We start from the raw sequence: 16,986 nt of genomic DNA, 5'->3' as shown, positions 1-16,986 counted from the left end.
TCCCTGCTATTACCTCGTAGGAATTTTAATCCAGTCTTTTAAATAGATTGAGTTATCATTCTCAAAGCTTAAATTCCATCTTTCCGGTACCAGTACGACTTTATTTAATGCAGTAGATAGATAAGCTGCCCACCAACTAAAGGTGCTATTAGAAATAATAAAGTGTCTACAACTTTTCATGAGCCGTAATTCTTCATAATCGGGATTACCCAAATCAACATAAACTAACCGCAATTGTTTATTGTTTACACTATTAGTAAAATGATAGTTTTCTTTAATCCATTCAATATCCTGATGCGTATTAGTAAAAATATAAAATACAGGATTATTAGTTCTTTTCATTATTTCATTAATTGCTCTATTATAATATTCAAAAGTGCAAATCTGAAGATTTCTCCATTCTGGGTTGAGATAGTCACCACGTCGAATATGTAAACAAATGGCTTCCGTTGACTCTATCTGCCGCAACATAATTTTATTTTGCTCATTGGGTTCTGTTTTGAATTCAAATTCTTGTCGGATTATATCCGAGATCGGGGCGAAATTCGATTCACCTTGAAAACATCCAAATACATATTTATTTTTTGCTTTTGATAACACAGTTTTAAATTCTGTTTGAGAGCGATATGTATAATAAAGACCTCTTCGGGAGCGCTTTAAAAATTTTTCTTCTCCTAATGGTTTTGATTTCTTCAGAATTTTCCAAGATATTAAATCTGTACCATTAGCAATTATCGTTCTAGCCATAAACGCATTCATATTTGCATTTTGTTTTGCTAAATTCATGAATGTTACAGAATCATTGAGTTTAAAGTTTTGCAGAGAAACCTTTCTATAATCGTACTTATTTATATAATATGGGTTAATAACTATCTCTTCTTCTTTCCCCTGCTGTTCATATTGATATTTCAGATATCTAGTGTATGCATACTGGAACATCTGATTACCCAAACCATCTTTAATAATTAAATTGATCATACTTACTTCTCCTCAATCGTAAATATCATATGGAAATGCTGCCTTCAACTTGCTTCGTAGTTCCTCCATTTTAGGCAAAGCTGTAGGATGGATAGTTAAAGCCTCTTCTATTGTCCTTGCAACTGGAAATGTTAGTCTTCCAGTACTATAATAATAATCAGAGTATTTTAATATATCAATTTGGGGTTCCAAAAGAATTGCATGAATACCATAAGATTCAGCAAGTATAATTCCATGTAAACTGGATGATATTACCACCTCCACACTATTTAATTCATCAATAAAAGTTTTATAATCTGCAGTACAAATATTGAGCGTTTTTATAGCTTTATTCTGGAAGTTTTTTTTTGCTACTTTCGAGAGATCATAATCTTTATGCGCAATTAACCCAAATTTATATTGTTTCTGAATTTTGGGGGGCATGTATATTTCCGGCAGTAATATTGCAGGATCTCCATATACTTCTGGAACCTCATAACCATGATCCATGAGAATTATTCGAGTTACTGGGCCTCGCACCGCTCTAACATCGAGTTTCCTTTTTTCAAGTCGGTAATTGAGACTGGCATTTAATATACCACTTCCCCAGATAGTCGCATCTTGGATACCTGCAGTTAGAACGCTTCCCACGGCATATAGATGTTTTTTCCCCTTTACTTCTTTGTCAGGCGAGATTCCTCTTAGAGCAAGTAGATGGTTAACAATAACAGGTGATAGCGTATCTCCTAGATTTTCGGTCTCATCCCAGTAGTCGAGATTAACATGATTATTCTGTGCCTTTTTAGACCAGTTAAAAAGAATAAATTGATTTCTCCAAGGATGTATCATTTTAACGAGCACTTTTTTTGCTCTTCTACCAAGAATCTTTTTTATCTTCAAATTTAACTTGTCCGCTCTCATTCCTAGCAACCTTCCTACATTTATTTTTTCGTAATATTTACAAATGTATCATATAAGTTATCCTGTATCACAGACCTCTGATGATTTCGAACACCACACTCCCATGCATTCTTTCCATATTGTAAAATTTTGTGATGGTCAGATATCAAGTTGTATAAAGTAGTTTCTATTTTATCATCTTTAGTTTCAACTATAGCAGCAGCATTATTTTTCATGTAATCAATTGATGCCGTCATGCCCCCCACCGCAAAAATACATCGGGCATTATACAAATAGTCTACAATTTTTGTGGAAAAAGATAATCTAAAGAAAAGTCTTTCTTTCTCTGAAGTTGGCTCAACATACAGCAGTATATCCGCTGAGTTCATTGTTGGCAGTACTTCTTCATAAGGTACTGGAGCCATTAGTTTTGATGTGCCTCTTATTGTCAAAGCTCTCTTAATAGCTTTAGATTTGGGGGACATCGTGTAAATAAAAAGCTCAGCCTTCTTTTCATTATGATTTATGTTTGAAATAGCCTTTGCAACTTTCGCTAACACCTGCCAGCGTCCCGAGCCAATATTCCCCATATAAACAATTTTTACAGGAAAACTAACCGAATCTTTAACTGGAGCTTCCCCCAAAAAATCATAGCCTTTATATAAAACTTTGCATTTCTTATTGAAGTACTGTTCATATTCTTGTTGCATCGGAACAGTAATAGTATATAAGAATTCACTAGCGTCAACACATCTCTTAATGTACTTTCTCTCAATAAATGTTTTAATCCAAAAAAAGGGAGACAGTGCTCTCTTTTTTAATGAATAATGGTCATCCCAGGCATATGGTACTATCGGTATGCTATATTTCTCGTGCACATATTGCATCAAAATGTTTGCAGCTGGAACACGACCAAGTGGACCAAACACTATATCAGGTTCAAATTTATTAATAAATTTATTAAGTTCTTCAGATTTCCATTTCCCACATATGCCTATTAAATCTTGCACTAAGAGCATTGATTCCCATCTCATCTGTCGAGCTTTATTATATATACCGTTATCTGGAGAAATAGTTTCATGTTCATTGCATTTAGCTATAATTTCTTCACCAACCGGTCTTTTTGTAATGATACTTTTGGCTAATTGTTTTTCTGAAATATAGAAATGGAATTCCGCTACATTATTCTGCGGTTTGCCACCTTTAAAATATATATTTGCAAATTCCATCTTCTTCTGAAGCCCCTCAAATAAATTCGTCAGCGTATTACCAGTACTAACATCATTTCTCCATGGAAGATAAGAAATGACGAGTACTCTTATTTTTTCAGATTCCATTTTAAATTTCTCCCGCTTTTAAACTCAATAGCTTTTTATACCACAGAGTCATTTTTTTGGCAGCAGTGTTTATATCATATCCCGAAGCAACTGCTTCATTCTTCATATTTTTTCTTTCAAAACCATCTGCATATTGTAATATTTCCTCTGCCCACTTTGTAGCAGAATCTTTTAAAGAATAATACTTCATATTTTCACATATCTTTGCCTCTATAGGTATTGTATTTGCACAAATGACTGGGAGCCCCGAAATCTGCGCTTCAACAGCAACCATTCCTAATCCTTCATAAAAACTTGGCATAATAAAAACATCCATTGCCTGATATATGTCCTCTATATCATTTCTGTTACCTGTAAAAATAACGACATCGTCTAATTCAAGAGCATGTACTTTTTCTTTAATAATAGGCATTAGTGCGCCATTACCCACTAAAAGTAGAATAGCGTTCGAATTCTTTTTGTAAATCTCATTGAAAATATCTATAATAAAACCATGATTTTTTTGGTGAATAAATCTTCCAACATGTGCTATCACAAATCTGTCATTAACTCCTAATGCACATCTGGTAATATCTCTTCTTTCTTTATTAAAAAGAAACTTATCAATTTCTACCGCATTTTGCCAAATAGTTACTTTACCACTATCCATAGTTCTTTTACCAAAAATCCACTCACCAGCAAAGTTTGAACAAGCACATAATGTAGTTGGAAATATTTTAGAAAGTGGCCGTAAACTATACTTTATTAAATTCTTTTTCCATTCTCCTTTCCCAGCAGTACTGTGATTATGTACCACTCTAATTGGAATGTTTGCTCTCCAGGCCGCAAACATGGGGAAAACAGATAAAGTATTTATATGAGAATATACGAGAGGATACTTATTTTCTTTCAAAATCTTATAAAGCTTTTTCTGATATGAATACAAGTTTTGATAAGGTGGAATTAAGATTATATGTCCTCCTAGCTGCTCGATCTCTTCAGGAATGTAAGTTGAATCTTCATCTATTAGAAAATCATACTGGATTGCTGAACGATCAATATATCTATAATAGTTAAGAACTGTTGACTCCAATCCTCCTCCAACCATTTTCCCAACAATGTGAGCAACGCGTATTGCTTCTTCGTCTGTTTTCATTTGTATCTTGTTTTTCATAAACTACACTCCCTTAATCTAACTGATCTCAAACTACAGACTTTTTAGTCATGGATTTATTTCTTTAATCAACTTAGCAGAGTTTCTTAACAATAATATTTAAACATTTTTCCATCGGCACCCCTTAATCACACTCTTAATTTCGTAAAAGTATTGAGAACACCCCTTGGCAACTTTTATATATAAACGAGTAGCCTCAAGAATAGTAGTATGAAGTATATTTGTCGCTTCCACTATTGTCACAGAGTAGCAATAGTTAATGGAAGTCACCTAAATGGGTCTTCTCTATTATTTACGAATTTTACTACTCGTTTATTATCGGGGAGCGTGTAATAAAAACTACCATTAATAATTAATTTTGTATTTACCTCCAAATAATTGTTATTATTTTGAGTTTCCATCCTCAGACTGCCCCCTTCTGACCCAACACAATAAGCACTGTTCTCCAAATGATCTTCAGATCCAGCCCCAATGTCCATTCTGTTATGTACTGGGCATCCAGCTCTACGACTTTCTCGAAGTCCACGATGTCGCTTCTCCCGCTTACCTGCCACATACCGGTTAGTCCCGGCCGCATTGCGAGCCGCTTGCGATGCCTGACTTCATACTGCTCATACTCATCCACTGTCGGTGGCCTTGTGCCTACCAGGCTCATCTCGCCTTTAAGAACATTCAGGAACTGGGGAAGTTCATCAATACTGCTTTTCCTCAGGAAATGTCCTATCGGGATGATTCTCGGGTCATTGTCCATCTTGAACATGAACCCGCTCATTTTATTCTGAGCCATCAGTTCTTTCTTCCGCTCCTCTGCATCAGGATACATTGTGCGGAATTTATATATTCGAAACCGTCTTCCATTGCGTCCTACCCTTTCCTGTGAAAAGAACACAGGGCCCGGTGACTGCTTCTTGATGATCGGTGCAAATATCAGAAATGCAATTCCTGTTATAAGTAATCCCACCAGGGCACCCAGAATATCCAGGGTTCGTTTGAAGAACAATTGCCGCGGTGTTGCAAATTTCATGCTTGAGGATAATACCATATAGCCTGCAAACCTTTGAATCTTTTTATTCTCAACATTCGTTGTGAATCTTGCAAGGTTCACATGAGCGACCAGACCCATGCTCACAAAAATGCTCATCAGCCTTTCTGCTTCTTTTTCATAACCCGGAAGATCGATAAACACTTCGTCTATAATGTTATCCTGTATGTATTTAATGATATTGTCCTTATCAGCTACGACAGGGACATATTTAATAACCTGCCCTACTTTATCAGGTTTATCATAAACTGCACATGCTGTTAGTTGGTAGTCTCTATACGGCTGCAGGAGTCCTTCAATTGTATCCTCAATCCTGCCGTCCGTGGAAATAATCAGGACTTTTCTGAGTACTTTTTTTCCGCGGATTCTGATTCGGATGATTCTCTTCCAAAACAATCTTGCAACAATCATCATGCAAACACTAGCCGGATACATCGCCATTACGATAATTCTGGAATACGAACTTGATTCTTTAAAAATAAACATCCATACAATCAGTCCGACTGTAACTGCTCCTGCATGAAACAGGGACTGCTTTATCTCAGCCACATATCCACGGCCAATTATATTCTCATAGCTATTCATGAAAAATACTACTAGAATACTTACGAAAACAATCGCCCATACCATATTCTGATATTGGTCTGTTAATCCACCTTTTGGAAAACCATTCCTTATTAAATAAGATATAAAAAATGCGATCTCCAGACACAGTATGTCAATTATGGTAAAATCTAAATGCTTGGTCCACCCCTTCAGGAAGTTCTGATTCATTGTTCACTCACACCCTCATACAATACTCAGATCAACAACAGGCTTTCACCTGTTACGGCCTTTATTATTCGCCGTAGCTGCCGTAATACTTACCGTAATAACGGCCGTAATACTGATTCTGTTTCATATCTACTTTATTCAGTACCACTCCCAGAATAGGACATTCTGACTTTTCAAGCTGTTTTTTTACATTTCTTGCAAACTTATAACTGATTGCCTGGGATGCGATTACCAGCACCGCTGCGTCACACTGTTTTGCTACGATAGCGCTGTCGATTACACTTCCAAGCGGCGGTGCATCTATAATTATGTAGTCATATACTTTTCTTGCGCTGCTGATCAGGGACTCAAACTTCTTATGTCCCAAAAGCTCTGCCGGGTTGGGAGGTACAACACCTGCGAACATGACCACCAGTCCCGGGCGCTGTGTCTTGTACATAATGTCGCCCACTTCAGCCTGGCCTGCCAGAAAGTGTGACAGCCCTTTAATCGTACCTGTCATCTTCTGACGTCCGGCGAGTACAGATTTTCTCAAATCTGCATCAATAAACAAGACTTTCTTTCCAGCCTCTGCCAGTGAATTTGACAGGGACAGGGACACCGTACTCTTCCCTTCGTTTGGTGTGCAGCTTGTAAATACGATAACTTTCTTATCCGCTCCGGAAAATTCCAAGTTAGTACGAAGAGTCTTGTACGCTTCATTACTCCTGAAATCCTTATCCATCCCTTTTAAGATCATTTCCTGCATGTTAGTTACCCTTCTTCTTTCATTTATCTCATTCCTAGCCTTAATGACTCATTTCATGTCCCGGCTCAGTTTCTATTTTCTTCAGCATGGCTGCTGCATTAGTATAAAATATCTTTTTCATATATTCAGTGCCATATTTCTTCTTCACATAAGCGGCGGCTTTCTCCATGTGTGGAGCTCTGCTGCCGGAATTGTGTGCATCCGAACCTACCGCAAACACCATCTCATGCTCCAGCAGTTCTTTTACAAACTGTTTTGCCCTTCTGCCCGAGTCTCCTGTTATACTTCCTGAGTTAACCTGTATATTAACTCCCATATTCCAGATATGCTCTGTAAGTTCAAACTTATCAACCAGGCATAGATACCTCTCAGCATGTGCCAGAATCACTTCATAGCCCGCAAGCTGTATATGCTGAAGCCCCTGCTTTATATAGCTGAAATTATCTGCGGGAGAAAATTCCACCAGCACCTGATTTCTGCGGTTCATCGAAAGAACCTCTCCCTGCCGCAGTTTCTCCGGGATATCCTGACCAAAATAAATTTCCGTACCTAGGTAGATGCGGAATTTGTCGTCAATCCTCTGTGCAGCTTTACGAACCAGGGTCAGCTTCTTTCTCAGTATCTCAGGCTGTTCGTGCCCTCTGCGTGGGTGATAATGCGGTGTCGCTATCATACAGCGGACTCCTTCTTCATACGCAATGCGAAGCATCCTCTCTGTCTCTTCCATGTTAGCAGCCCCATCATCTACGCCGGGAAGAATATGGCAATGCATGTCAATATATCTTTCCATCTGGCGGTCTCCTAGTCGTTTATATCTATTCCTATCATTTTAAGCATCTATGGCATCAAATTTATCCTATATCATATGAACCATCAGATACATCCTTTAGTCTATCGCTAACTCCCTGTTTTGTCAAGGAAACTGCGCAAAATAGATGGAATCTTATCACAAACTGTCGTATTACGCAAATGACCATAAACGCACGAAAAAGGCAGTTTCTTTTATTATAAAAACCTATTTTTAATCACATGTGAATACTTTCTTTATGAAAAATACACTGCTTCCCGAAATATTTCGGTCTATAATTATTAATATCTGACAAAGGTTAAATTTTCCATAGTTGTCATCATTTTTTAGTTTTTTTCAACTGTAGCAAAAGAATTTTCTTGTCAGGAGGATTTTTTTAATTCGTGGGGATTTTCTATAAATTAAAAAAATCTCTTTCCAACCAGTTCGGGTCAGAAAGAGATCTCATACGCTTATGTTTTTCAGCCATTTAATAATACTTGATTAAGTATGTATTATTTGTTATAAGCTTTTTTTCTGTTTAATCCGTAAACGCCAGCAACTGCTGCCATTGCGATTAAACCTAATGTAAGAACTAATGAAGACTCACCAGTCTTTGGTGATGTTCCATTGCTTGTTCCATTTCCTGTGTTTGTTAATGTGCTGTTATCAACTACAACTGCTACTGGTGATAAGCTTGTAAATGTAGCAGTAATCACACCGTCACCAACACTTGTTGTTACATCTTCCCAGCCGTTCTCACCAAAGTGAAGAATTGCTGCTTTTGTGCTGGATGTTGCTCCCGGTAACGGGAATGTGATTGTAAGAGCGCCGTCTTTTTCAAAATCCCAGTCAGGTGCTGTTAAATCAAATGCAGATACAAGTGTTCCGTTCGGAACCACTGCTTTAATAGTTCCTTCGTCAGGTGTCTGTGTAGCAGCTGCAAATGTTACAGTTACTGCATTACCGTTCTTGTCAACGGCCTTTGTTCCGCTCTTGAAATCAGCGGATGGGCTTCCTGCTGCGAATACGCCCATTGTCATAGTGAAGAGCATTGTGGCTGAAAGTAATACTCCCACTAACTTTCTCATTCTACTTGTTTTCATGACTAGTCCCTCCTAAGTAAAATATATTTAATCTAGTTCATTTACACATTGTATCATATATCTTTTAATTTGTAAAAGGTTTTGACAACAATTTCCTTTAATTCTGCTTCATTCGTATAGAACTCATCGTGTTCTTTACCGGCCTTCTCTTCGCCCGGGATCGTCTGAATCTCGCCGTCTATCTCATATTTCGATAACGCCATAATCTCATCAGCGCTCATGTCTGTTGTGAAGTATGGATTGGCACCTGTCATCAGTTTTGAATAAATCTCGGTATCCTTCTGTGATGCATTTTTTAACTGCGATACCAACGCCATAAGAAACTGTGTCTGTCTTTCCATTCTGTCATTATTACTTCCGGTGACTGTGATATCTCTGTACCGCACATACTTTTCTGCCAGCGCACCTTTCAATGAAAGTGTCTTCCCCTTTTCAAAGGACTTGTCCACATAGGTATAGTCTTTCGGCACTGTGATCTCGACGCCGCCCATCAGGGTGGTAATTGCTGAAATACCATCAATGCTCATAGCGATGGACGATCTAACCGGGACTCCGTACATTAGGTCGGATACTGCTTTTTTCATAAGCCAGCTGCTCTTCTTCTCACCGTCACCATACGCGTACTGGAGGGCAATCTGCATTTTCTGTGTTGTCAGATATTCTCCTCTTTCGGAATATACATCCACATTTGTCATTGTATTTCTGGATATCTGGAAAACCTTAACAGTCTGTTCCTTCTCATTGAGGGCCATCAGTATGATACTGTCAGCCTGACCGCCGTCCCCCATATGTTCCGCATATCCCATATCACCTTTTTTATCTACCCCAAGAAAGACGACTGTTTTAATATCCCTGTTGTATTCATAAGTCTGTCCTTCATAGCTGATTGTCTTACTGTCACTGGAAGACTGGCTTTCAGATTTCACAGTTTCCCCGGTGCCTTCTTTTGCCTGAACCTGAGGCTCTTTCTTCTTGGACTGGAGGAAGAACAGCGTTCCAGCCACTGCGACCAGAATAACGACAATGATAATGCCAATAATAAACCCGGTATTCTTCTTTTTGTGACTCTGCTGTATATCGCTCTTACGCTTCGGACTTTCCGGACGCCTATTGTTATTGTGCTTCATATTCGTACTCATCTGTCAATACAGCTCCTACTACTAATCTGTTATCAGGCTGGGTTGCAATACAGGTGCTCATTGTTATGATTCGGCTGTCGGGTCCTACCTGTACATCATCGTTATAGTTACTGTTCAGATTTCTGACCGCTTTTAGTGAATCTAAATATGCCTGCCTCTGATTATCCTGCGTAAAATCAAAGGACATCAGAATGTGCCGGTCATCATAGACTACGGCCTCGAAGATCTCATAAGTAAGCTTCTTCTCCGGAGTATAGACATACACCTTTGAATGCTCTTTGAAAAATGTCTCGTCCTCATACTTATGTAAGTTCTGGAACATGCTTCCATCGTTCATATCGTGCCCATATATGATTGTGTTAAAATCAGTAAAATCTTTCGCATTGTAATTCTCGGTATATATGGAACCCGGTAGTCCTGCCTGTCCATCAATCGTATTGTCGAGATAGTAGGTATTGTCCCAGGAACTCTGCACGATTGGATAGTTGATGTTCGTATCCGGAACTGTAATCCATGCATAAATGTCTTTATTCGTTTCCTGAAGCTGCTTAAAATCAATAGGGTTCTTTTCCTTAGGAGCCTCTGGGTCTTTTGCTTCCGGTTCCTCTTCCTTTTCCGGTTCCAGATTCACCTGCTTTTGCACTTCATCATAGACCTTGCCCTTTTTATTTTGTGAAACAAAATAATACGCTATATACGCAATACATACTGCTGCAATGATAACCAGAACAACTGTTAAAATTCTTTTTGTAGTCTTTTTCAATGTCTGTTCCCTTCCTCCTATTTCTTATGAGTCTGGGAAGCGCCGGACTTCCTTCTCTTTTTCTTTTTCTCGTGGCCGCTTTTCTCCATATGCTGCTTCTTAACAGCAGATTCCCCTTCTTCCAATGGAATCATTGCCAGAGTATTCAGCTCCAGATATTTCTTGATATCCTCTTCGGTCTTAAGCGTATCATCCAGAAGAAGCATTACTATAATCACTGCCGCTGCAAGAAATGCTGCAAGCAGTCCTCCGATTGCTATATTCTTTTTCAAGGACGGGCTGGAAGGATTCTCAGACACAACGGCATCTTCAACGATACTCGGCTTGTCTGTGCTCATTACCTCGGCAACCCGGTCAGCAGTAGCATCAGCCATCGCATTAGCAATATCCTTTGCCAGCTCAGGGTCCGGATTCTCCACGCTGATCTTTAGAATACGTGTATCTGCCGGATTATTAATGGTAATTGTACCAACCAGCTCTTCATATGTAGCGTCCAGATTCAGTTCGTCAATTACCGCAGTTACAACAGGACGGCTTGTTGCCAGTGTCTCAAAATCGACCGTCAGCTGTGTCCCCATCTGTATATCTGCAAGGGATGTTACACTTGTCGTCTTTGTCAATATGTAGATCATGGAGGAAGAGGTATATTGAGGTACCATTAAAAACTTAGTAGCTGCGCCTGCAATCACAGCGCCTCCTATCAGGCACAATATAATCAGCCATGCCTTCCTCCATAATGCGTGGAATATTTCCAGTAAATCAATCTCTATCTCATCATCCCTTAACTGTTCTTCCATTGTTAAAATCTCCTCTACTATCCCTAGAATCTGTTCTATTCTAGCACAGGAGAAGTCAAAAAACAACCAGCAATCAATAAATCCGGCATAAAACTACCATAAAAACACATTTTTTTACTACAGATTTCTGCCTCTGATGACAAATACCGCTATAGAGTACGCCCCAAAGGCGCAGACTATAACGGTATACCAAGCCCATTCAAAAGTTCTATTATTTTATCCTGTTTCTTCTATATAAATGGTGCGTTGAAAAAGGCTTTTCATTGTTCTGTATATTTGTTGTTTACCGGATCTCCCTGACCGGAAACTGTATCTCCGAAAGCCACTCCTCCTCGGAATCTTTATTCCAGATTCCGTCAATATAAGATTCCCGCGGATTTCCACATATTTCATACCCGTTTTCCTCTACAAACCTGATGACAGCGCCATATGCCTCCGGGAAACCTTCATATGGCCCTTTATGCAGCAGGCAGGCCGCCTTCTCGATTTTCGGGAGTACCTTGAATTGAATCATCTCAGAATCCAACTTTTGTTCAACAACAGCCTCACAGATTTCTATGTCTATGTCTTCTTCCCTGTACCCGCCGTCATGATAGATCGAAAAACAGTACTCCGGCTCTGCACAGACACAACCTAGCCGTTCCATCTCCTGTCCCATTCCGGGAAAGATATCGAACATTGTGTCATAATCAGGCATAACCGTCCGCATAGAAGCAACAATGACCTCCGGCAGTTCTTTTATCAGCACATGATAATTTGTGTCTATTTTGTCTTCTGCGAGATAGCATTCTACCTGTGCAAGCTTAGCCGTTTTCTCTGCTATTTCACTCAGAATCTGCTGCTTCTTGGCGAGCAGTAATTTCCGCTCAGATGCACCGTTCTGCACCGCCTTTATTTCTTCCAGAGAAAATCCCATATTCCTCAGTGCCAGAATCTGGTGGATAACCGGCAGCTGCCCTGCGGTATAATAACGGTATCCGCTCTCCTGATCTACATAAGCCGGGGCCAGCAAGCCCTGCTCGTCATAATGACGCAGCGCTTTCACCGTTACATGGTTCATCCCCGCAAACATCCCGATCTTATACAGTTTACTCGGTACTTTTTCACATGTATGATCTTTCCTCAATTCTCTCGCCCTCCTGTGGCCGGGACCTGTGCAGTCATACACAGGCCGCCGGCTTTTTTATGTTATCCACATTCTCTTCTGATATTCTCCACTTTATTCCCATCGGAAAGTGAATTTTGACAATAAACTGCAGATTACTGTGATAGCAATCATCAAAATAATAATTCCTGCCGCATTTTCAACCGGATCTCCCATTGAAATCTGTTTCATGAGCTTAATCCCCTGAGTCAGTGGCAGAACAGATGCCACTGTCTGCATCCCTTTCGGGAACAACTCGAAAGGAATTGTCGCGCCTGATAAAAACAGCATTGGGAAGTACACTGCAGTCGTAATTACATTTGCCATCTTTACACTTTTGCACAGTCCCGCCAGAAATACGCCGATACTATACATGGCCGTCATCACCAGCAGATAGGAGCATATAAACAGGAATGGGCTGCCTTTCATCCTGTATTGAAACACAAATGCCGCTACAACAGATACTGCAATCCCGGAAAGAACCGCCGTTGCAACAGAGCAGGCCACGATCGCACTCATAAGCGTCATCGGTGTACATGGTGTGACAAAAAAATGTTTTAAAATCTTCTTATCCCGATAGTCCGCAACAGTAAGGGGAATCCCCATAAATGCGCTTGCACAGATCCCTACAGCCATCAGAGATGCGAATGCGCTCTGGAGAAACGTATAGCTGCTGCCTCCTGCCGTCTTGTTTCCTGCTACCACTGCGATCAAAACAAGAACTCCCACAGGCATGCCCACGCCGAAAATCAGCATATCTGGACATCTCAGTCCTAGTTTCTGTTCTACTTTATATAAGGTCCAGAAACGTTTCATGCTCTCTCCTCCCCTCTCATATGCCATAGATACGCATCCTCCAGATTATCGAAGGGACTGTCGTCAACAACCTCTTTGACCGTCCCCTGCGTGACTTTCTTCCCATCCTTAATCAGCAGGATTCTGTCACACAGGCTTTCTGCCTCTTCCATATAATGTGTCGTCAGAAATATGGTAGTTCCTTTCTCTTTCAGCGCCTTTAATGTCTGCCAAACTTCCCTGCGCGCCTCGGTATCAAGCCCGGTTGTCAGTTCATCCAGAAATACCAGTTCCGGATTTGGAATCAGCGCCAGCACTACCGACAGTTTTTGCCGTTCTCCGCCGGACAGCTTATCCACCGGCTGTTTCTCAAACTGTTCCAGCTTGAACTGACGTAAAAGCTTGTGATAGTCAGCAGGGTGACTGTACAATACCGACATCTCCTCGCAGATCTCCCCGACGCGGATATAGTTCTGATAATGAGAAGACTGCAGTTGGACTCCAATGCGTTCAAAGATCTCCCGTCTTTTTTTGACCGGGTCACACCCCAGAACCTCGGCCGTCCCACTGTCAGCTTTCTTTAAGCCAAGCACAGTCTCAATCGTCGTACTTTTTCCCGCTCCATTCGGCCCGAGCAGGCCAAATACTTCCTGTTCCTTCACCCGGAAAGACAGATGATCTACAACAGTCCTGCCCCTAAATGATTTTGTGAGTTGGTTCACTTCCATACATAATTTCATGCTTTCATTCCTCCTTACAGGAAACATCGTATATCCTCCCGTAAGGTAAGAGTCAAGCATTTATTATATAAGATCTCCTTCCTTTTTATCCCGCTTCCGTTTTGCAGGAAACTTTTTTTCAAACAGCTCTAATTCAGCCGGTTCAACCTCGAAACAGCTGTCAAACTCCAAAACCCCGGAATGTTTCTGCAGATATCCTTCCTCCAGTTCCTTTGCCATGAAGAATTCAGCCTCTTCCCCCGGATTCATTTCCGGCAGGTAAATTCCGTGACCTGCCGCCGCACGAAACCCAAACCTTCCGTAATAATCCGGGTTCCCGGTAATTATGACTGCCCGGAAGCCTAATTTTTTCGCCTTTTCCATTGTTGTCTGGATCAATGCTTTCCCAATCCCCTTTTTCTGATAATCGGGATGGACACTGACCGGGCCGAATGCAATGATATCATCGCACATTTCCCCGCCGCGGAACATTCTGCTATATACAATATTCCCGACAATCTTTCCTTCATCCTCCGCAACATAATCCAGCTCTTTCACAAAAGACTTCTGGCCTCTCAGTTTATGAAGGACTAAATGCTCACTGCACCCGGGACTATACACGTTCCAGAAAGCTTCTCTTGTCAGGTTCTCAACCTCTTCATAATCTTTTTCTTCCTCTAATCTCAGCCTCATATCTGTTCCTCTCTTTAATTTTTTCATAGACTTCTTTCCATAAATTTATTCTTCCATCATGATTGTCTGATCCGTATACTTTCTCGACATATCATGTTCCGCTTTTCTTTTTTCCACGCTGTCAAAGATAATGGAAAAATCATAATCCTCAGGATACAGCTGGTCCGCCGGAACATGGAGTTTTACCCGTTTATGGTTCATCCATATTTTCTTGTCCCGCATCTGTATTCTGAGTACGCCTTTTTCATTCGCGGTTTGGCACACGATACCAATCTTGCGGTCAGGCATAACCATTACGCTGTCTCCAACCTGAAATTTCAATGCATCTGTCTGCTTTCTAACACTTTTCTTCCTCTGGATCTTAGGCTGCGGTGCCTTCTCTAACTTCTGTTCTTCCCCGCTTCTAAGCATATCCTTTCCGTAGGCCGCCCGTGCTGCATTCTCCAGCATATATTTCGGCATTCCCAGTTTCTCTGCAATATAGAAGGCACAGCTTTCTCCGGCCTCCCCGATTACCATTTGATACAGGGGCCGCAGGCTTTCCTTGTCAAAGGTCATCCTTGCATTGATGATACCCGGAGTCTTGCCGGCATAGTCCTTTACCTCCGGATAATGTGTCGTAACAAGGAACAGAGCACCGCTTTTTCTCAGTTCTTCCAAAATCGCAACTGCAATCCCCATGCCCTCCGCCGGATCTGTACCGGAGCCAAGTTCATCCATTATGACCAGACTTTCCCGTCCGGCCTGTTTCAAAATATCCATCACATTCCTGATATGGGCAGAAAAAGTAGAAAGATTCTCAGACAGATTCTGCCCGTCCCCGATATCACACAGTATGGCATTATTCATACAGATGTCTGCCTCTTCGCAGGCCGTATGCAGCCCGCACTGCGCCATCATGCAGTTCAGTGCCACGGTCTTGATCGCCACAGTCTTTCCGCCTGTATTCGGCCCGGTAATGATCACACCCCTCACTTCCTGCTCATCAACCAAACGTCCACCTATCTCAAAATTCAGCGGCACATTGATCTTTCTGTCCATCAGCGGATGGCGGGCATTCTTTAGCCGGATGTACCGCCCTGTATTAATCTCAGGTTTTATACCGTCGTATTCCAGACTTAGTTTCGCCTTTGCAAAAATGAAGTCCAACTTTTCCACTGTCTGGTTATTCCTGCGGATTATCTCCTCTTTATCTGACAGCATCCCCGTCAGTGTATATAGAATTTTTATTTCTTCATTTTCCTCATCAATGCGCAGCTCCTGCAATTCATCATAAAGTTTTCCCACAGAAGCGGGTTCTATAAACAGCGTACTGCCCGTCGACGACTTATCCAGTACGGAACCACTGACTTTGAACTTATACTCCTTTTTGACAGGAATACAGATGTGGCCGTTTCGCATCGTGCTAAAATTATCTGACACGTAAGATTTATTTGCCCTGATAGCTGCATCTGCCTTTTCATGCATTTTTGCATCTGTTTTGTCAATTGCCTCCCTCAGGGATTTTAGGGTTTTTGAGGCATAGTCATCGACTCTCCCTCCTCTGATCTTCGCGCTCAGTTCTTCATATATATCATCCAGAGATTCCAGATTCTCTTCATAATAGGCCAGTCCTATCTCATACATTTTACACCGGTTCAGATAATCCTTCAATCTTCTCACTGAAGTCAGTGTGGATGCCACAATCTCAAGCTGTTCGGGAGTCAGGCAGCCGCCCTTTCCCGCAATCTCAATCATGCTTTCGATTCCCTGAAGCGCTGTTGCCGGCGGATTTCCACACTTTTCTATCATCGTTCTGGCTTCTGTCGTTTCTCTGAGTTTCTTTCTGACTTCCAGTTCTGACAGGTATGGGGCCAGGTTTTTAATTTCCAGTTTTGCTTTCTCCGTGTATGCAAATTCTGACAACTTGTTTTTTATCTTATCAAATTCAAGTATTTTTTCTGTATTTAACATTTCAATCTAAACTCCTTTTACTTTTTCACTGCCTGCGGGCGGACCCGCTATAGCTTTCTGACATTTTGCTTTTAAAATCTCAATATTAAAATAAAAACACGGGAATAGTCAATCTGCCTTTTCCAGACATACTATCCCCGCGGCGCAAAAATAGCATGACCATACAGCCATGCTATAAG

At 40.8% G+C, this 16,986-nt stretch carries 16 protein-coding genes; all 16 read right to left on the bottom strand.

The genetic code is table 11. From position 1 onward, the window contains the following. Positions 1–9: 9 nt before the first annotated feature. The 16 genes from A8806_RS24295 to A8806_RS24220 all read right to left on the bottom strand — a co-directional run bounded on the left by A8806_RS24295 (position 10) and on the right by A8806_RS24220 (position 16,807). A complete protein-coding gene (locus A8806_RS24295; RefSeq protein WP_109733747.1) occupies positions 10–978 on the bottom strand; it encodes an alpha-1,2-fucosyltransferase in 969 nt (322 codons plus the stop codon). Between the two features lie 12 nt (positions 979–990). Beyond that, positions 991–1,878 (bottom strand): polysaccharide pyruvyl transferase family protein, encoded by an 888-nt coding sequence (locus tag A8806_RS24290; RefSeq protein ID WP_109733746.1) that lies wholly within the window; start codon positions 1,876–1,878, stop codon positions 991–993. 20 nt (positions 1,879–1,898) lie between these two features. Continuing rightward, complete coding sequence (locus A8806_RS24285) at positions 1,899–3,194, bottom strand: glycosyltransferase family protein (RefSeq protein ID WP_109733745.1); 1,296 nt, start codon at positions 3,192–3,194, stop codon at positions 1,899–1,901. Position 3,195: 1 nt separating this feature from the next. Continuing rightward, complete coding sequence (locus A8806_RS24280; RefSeq protein ID WP_242996264.1) at positions 3,196–4,347, bottom strand: glycosyltransferase family 1 protein; 1,152 nt, start codon at positions 4,345–4,347, stop codon at positions 3,196–3,198. A gap of 403 nt (positions 4,348–4,750) precedes the next feature. Continuing rightward, positions 4,751–6,163 carry a sugar transferase gene (locus A8806_RS24275; RefSeq protein ID WP_109733744.1) on the bottom strand — a complete coding sequence of 471 codons (1,413 nt, stop codon included), beginning with the start codon at positions 6,161–6,163 and terminating at the stop codon, positions 4,751–4,753. Positions 6,164–6,227: 64 nt separating this feature from the next. Continuing rightward, positions 6,228–6,911: a CpsD/CapB family tyrosine-protein kinase gene (locus tag A8806_RS24270; protein WP_109733743.1), complete on the bottom strand. Its 684-nt coding sequence runs from the start codon at positions 6,909–6,911 to the stop codon at positions 6,228–6,230. 40 nt (positions 6,912–6,951) lie between these two features. After that, on the bottom strand, positions 6,952–7,701 hold the full coding sequence (locus A8806_RS24265; RefSeq protein ID WP_109733742.1) for a CpsB/CapC family capsule biosynthesis tyrosine phosphatase: 750 nt from the start codon (positions 7,699–7,701) through the stop codon (positions 6,952–6,954). Between the two features lie 512 nt (positions 7,702–8,213). Beyond that, positions 8,214–8,804 (bottom strand): LPXTG cell wall anchor domain-containing protein, encoded by a 591-nt coding sequence (locus A8806_RS24260; protein WP_109733741.1) that lies wholly within the window; start codon positions 8,802–8,804, stop codon positions 8,214–8,216. A gap of 53 nt (positions 8,805–8,857) precedes the next feature. Further along, on the bottom strand, positions 8,858–9,943 hold the full coding sequence (locus tag A8806_RS24255) for an LCP family protein (protein WP_109733740.1): 1,086 nt from the start codon (positions 9,941–9,943) through the stop codon (positions 8,858–8,860). Then, positions 9,918–10,706 (bottom strand): class B sortase, encoded by a 789-nt coding sequence (srtB, locus tag A8806_RS24250; protein ID WP_181368862.1) that lies wholly within the window; start codon positions 10,704–10,706, stop codon positions 9,918–9,920. Before srtB ends, A8806_RS24255 begins: the two co-directional genes overlap by 26 nt. Positions 10,707–10,723: 17 nt before the next feature. Continuing rightward, on the bottom strand, positions 10,724–11,503 hold the full coding sequence (locus A8806_RS24245) for a YveK family protein (protein WP_109733739.1): 780 nt from the start codon (positions 11,501–11,503) through the stop codon (positions 10,724–10,726). Between the two features lie 283 nt (positions 11,504–11,786). Continuing rightward, positions 11,787–12,629: a MerR family transcriptional regulator gene (locus A8806_RS24240; RefSeq protein WP_242996263.1), complete on the bottom strand. Its 843-nt coding sequence runs from the start codon at positions 12,627–12,629 to the stop codon at positions 11,787–11,789. 93 nt (positions 12,630–12,722) lie between these two features. Next, positions 12,723–13,463 carry an ABC transporter permease gene (locus tag A8806_RS24235; RefSeq protein ID WP_109733738.1) on the bottom strand — a complete coding sequence of 247 codons (741 nt, stop codon included), beginning with the start codon at positions 13,461–13,463 and terminating at the stop codon, positions 12,723–12,725. Then, on the bottom strand, positions 13,460–14,182 hold the full coding sequence (locus A8806_RS24230; RefSeq protein WP_109733779.1) for an ABC transporter ATP-binding protein: 723 nt from the start codon (positions 14,180–14,182) through the stop codon (positions 13,460–13,462). The genes A8806_RS24235 and A8806_RS24230 overlap by 4 nt, the downstream gene beginning before the upstream one ends. Before the next feature lie 63 nt (positions 14,183–14,245). Next, complete coding sequence (locus A8806_RS24225) at positions 14,246–14,854, bottom strand: GNAT family N-acetyltransferase (RefSeq protein WP_109733778.1); 609 nt, start codon at positions 14,852–14,854, stop codon at positions 14,246–14,248. 45 nt (positions 14,855–14,899) lie between these two features. Beyond that, positions 14,900–16,807: an endonuclease MutS2 gene (locus A8806_RS24220; RefSeq protein ID WP_109733737.1), complete on the bottom strand. Its 1,908-nt coding sequence runs from the start codon at positions 16,805–16,807 to the stop codon at positions 14,900–14,902. Between the last annotated feature and the right edge of the window lie 179 nt (positions 16,808–16,986).

The sequence above is a fragment of the Faecalicatena orotica genome, assembly GCF_003149245.1.
Classification (GTDB): Bacteria; Bacillota; Clostridia; order Lachnospirales; family Lachnospiraceae; genus Faecalicatena_A; species Faecalicatena_A orotica.
This window is presented reverse-complemented; position numbering and strand designations above follow the sequence as displayed.

Coding starts and splice junctions, on each gene's coding strand:
- A8806_RS24285 (WP_109733745.1), bottom strand. CDS start 3,194: ATGGAATCTGAAAAAATAAGAGTACTCGTCATTTCTTATCTTCCATGG.
- A8806_RS24280 (WP_242996264.1), bottom strand. CDS start 4,347: ATGAAAAACAAGATACAAATGAAAACAGACGAAGAAGCAATACGCGTT.
- A8806_RS24230 (WP_109733779.1), bottom strand. CDS start 14,182: ATGAAATTATGTATGGAAGTGAACCAACTCACAAAATCATTTAGGGGC.
- A8806_RS24220 (WP_109733737.1), bottom strand. CDS start 16,807: ATGTTAAATACAGAAAAAATACTTGAATTTGATAAGATAAAAAACAAG.
- A8806_RS24225 (WP_109733778.1), bottom strand. CDS start 14,854: ATGAGGCTGAGATTAGAGGAAGAAAAAGATTATGAAGAGGTTGAGAAC.
- A8806_RS24235 (WP_109733738.1), bottom strand. CDS start 13,463: ATGAAACGTTTCTGGACCTTATATAAAGTAGAACAGAAACTAGGACTG.
- A8806_RS24270 (WP_109733743.1), bottom strand. CDS start 6,911: ATGCAGGAAATGATCTTAAAAGGGATGGATAAGGATTTCAGGAGTAAT.
- A8806_RS24290 (WP_109733746.1), bottom strand. CDS start 1,878: ATGAGAGCGGACAAGTTAAATTTGAAGATAAAAAAGATTCTTGGTAGA.
- A8806_RS24260 (WP_109733741.1), bottom strand. CDS start 8,804: ATGAAAACAAGTAGAATGAGAAAGTTAGTGGGAGTATTACTTTCAGCC.
- A8806_RS24275 (WP_109733744.1), bottom strand. CDS start 6,163: ATGAATCAGAACTTCCTGAAGGGGTGGACCAAGCATTTAGATTTTACC.
- A8806_RS24255 (WP_109733740.1), bottom strand. CDS start 9,943: ATGAGTACGAATATGAAGCACAATAACAATAGGCGTCCGGAAAGTCCG.
- A8806_RS24265 (WP_109733742.1), bottom strand. CDS start 7,701: ATGGAAAGATATATTGACATGCATTGCCATATTCTTCCCGGCGTAGAT.
- A8806_RS24245 (WP_109733739.1), bottom strand. CDS start 11,503: ATGGAAGAACAGTTAAGGGATGATGAGATAGAGATTGATTTACTGGAA.
- A8806_RS24295 (WP_109733747.1), bottom strand. CDS start 978: ATGATCAATTTAATTATTAAAGATGGTTTGGGTAATCAGATGTTCCAG.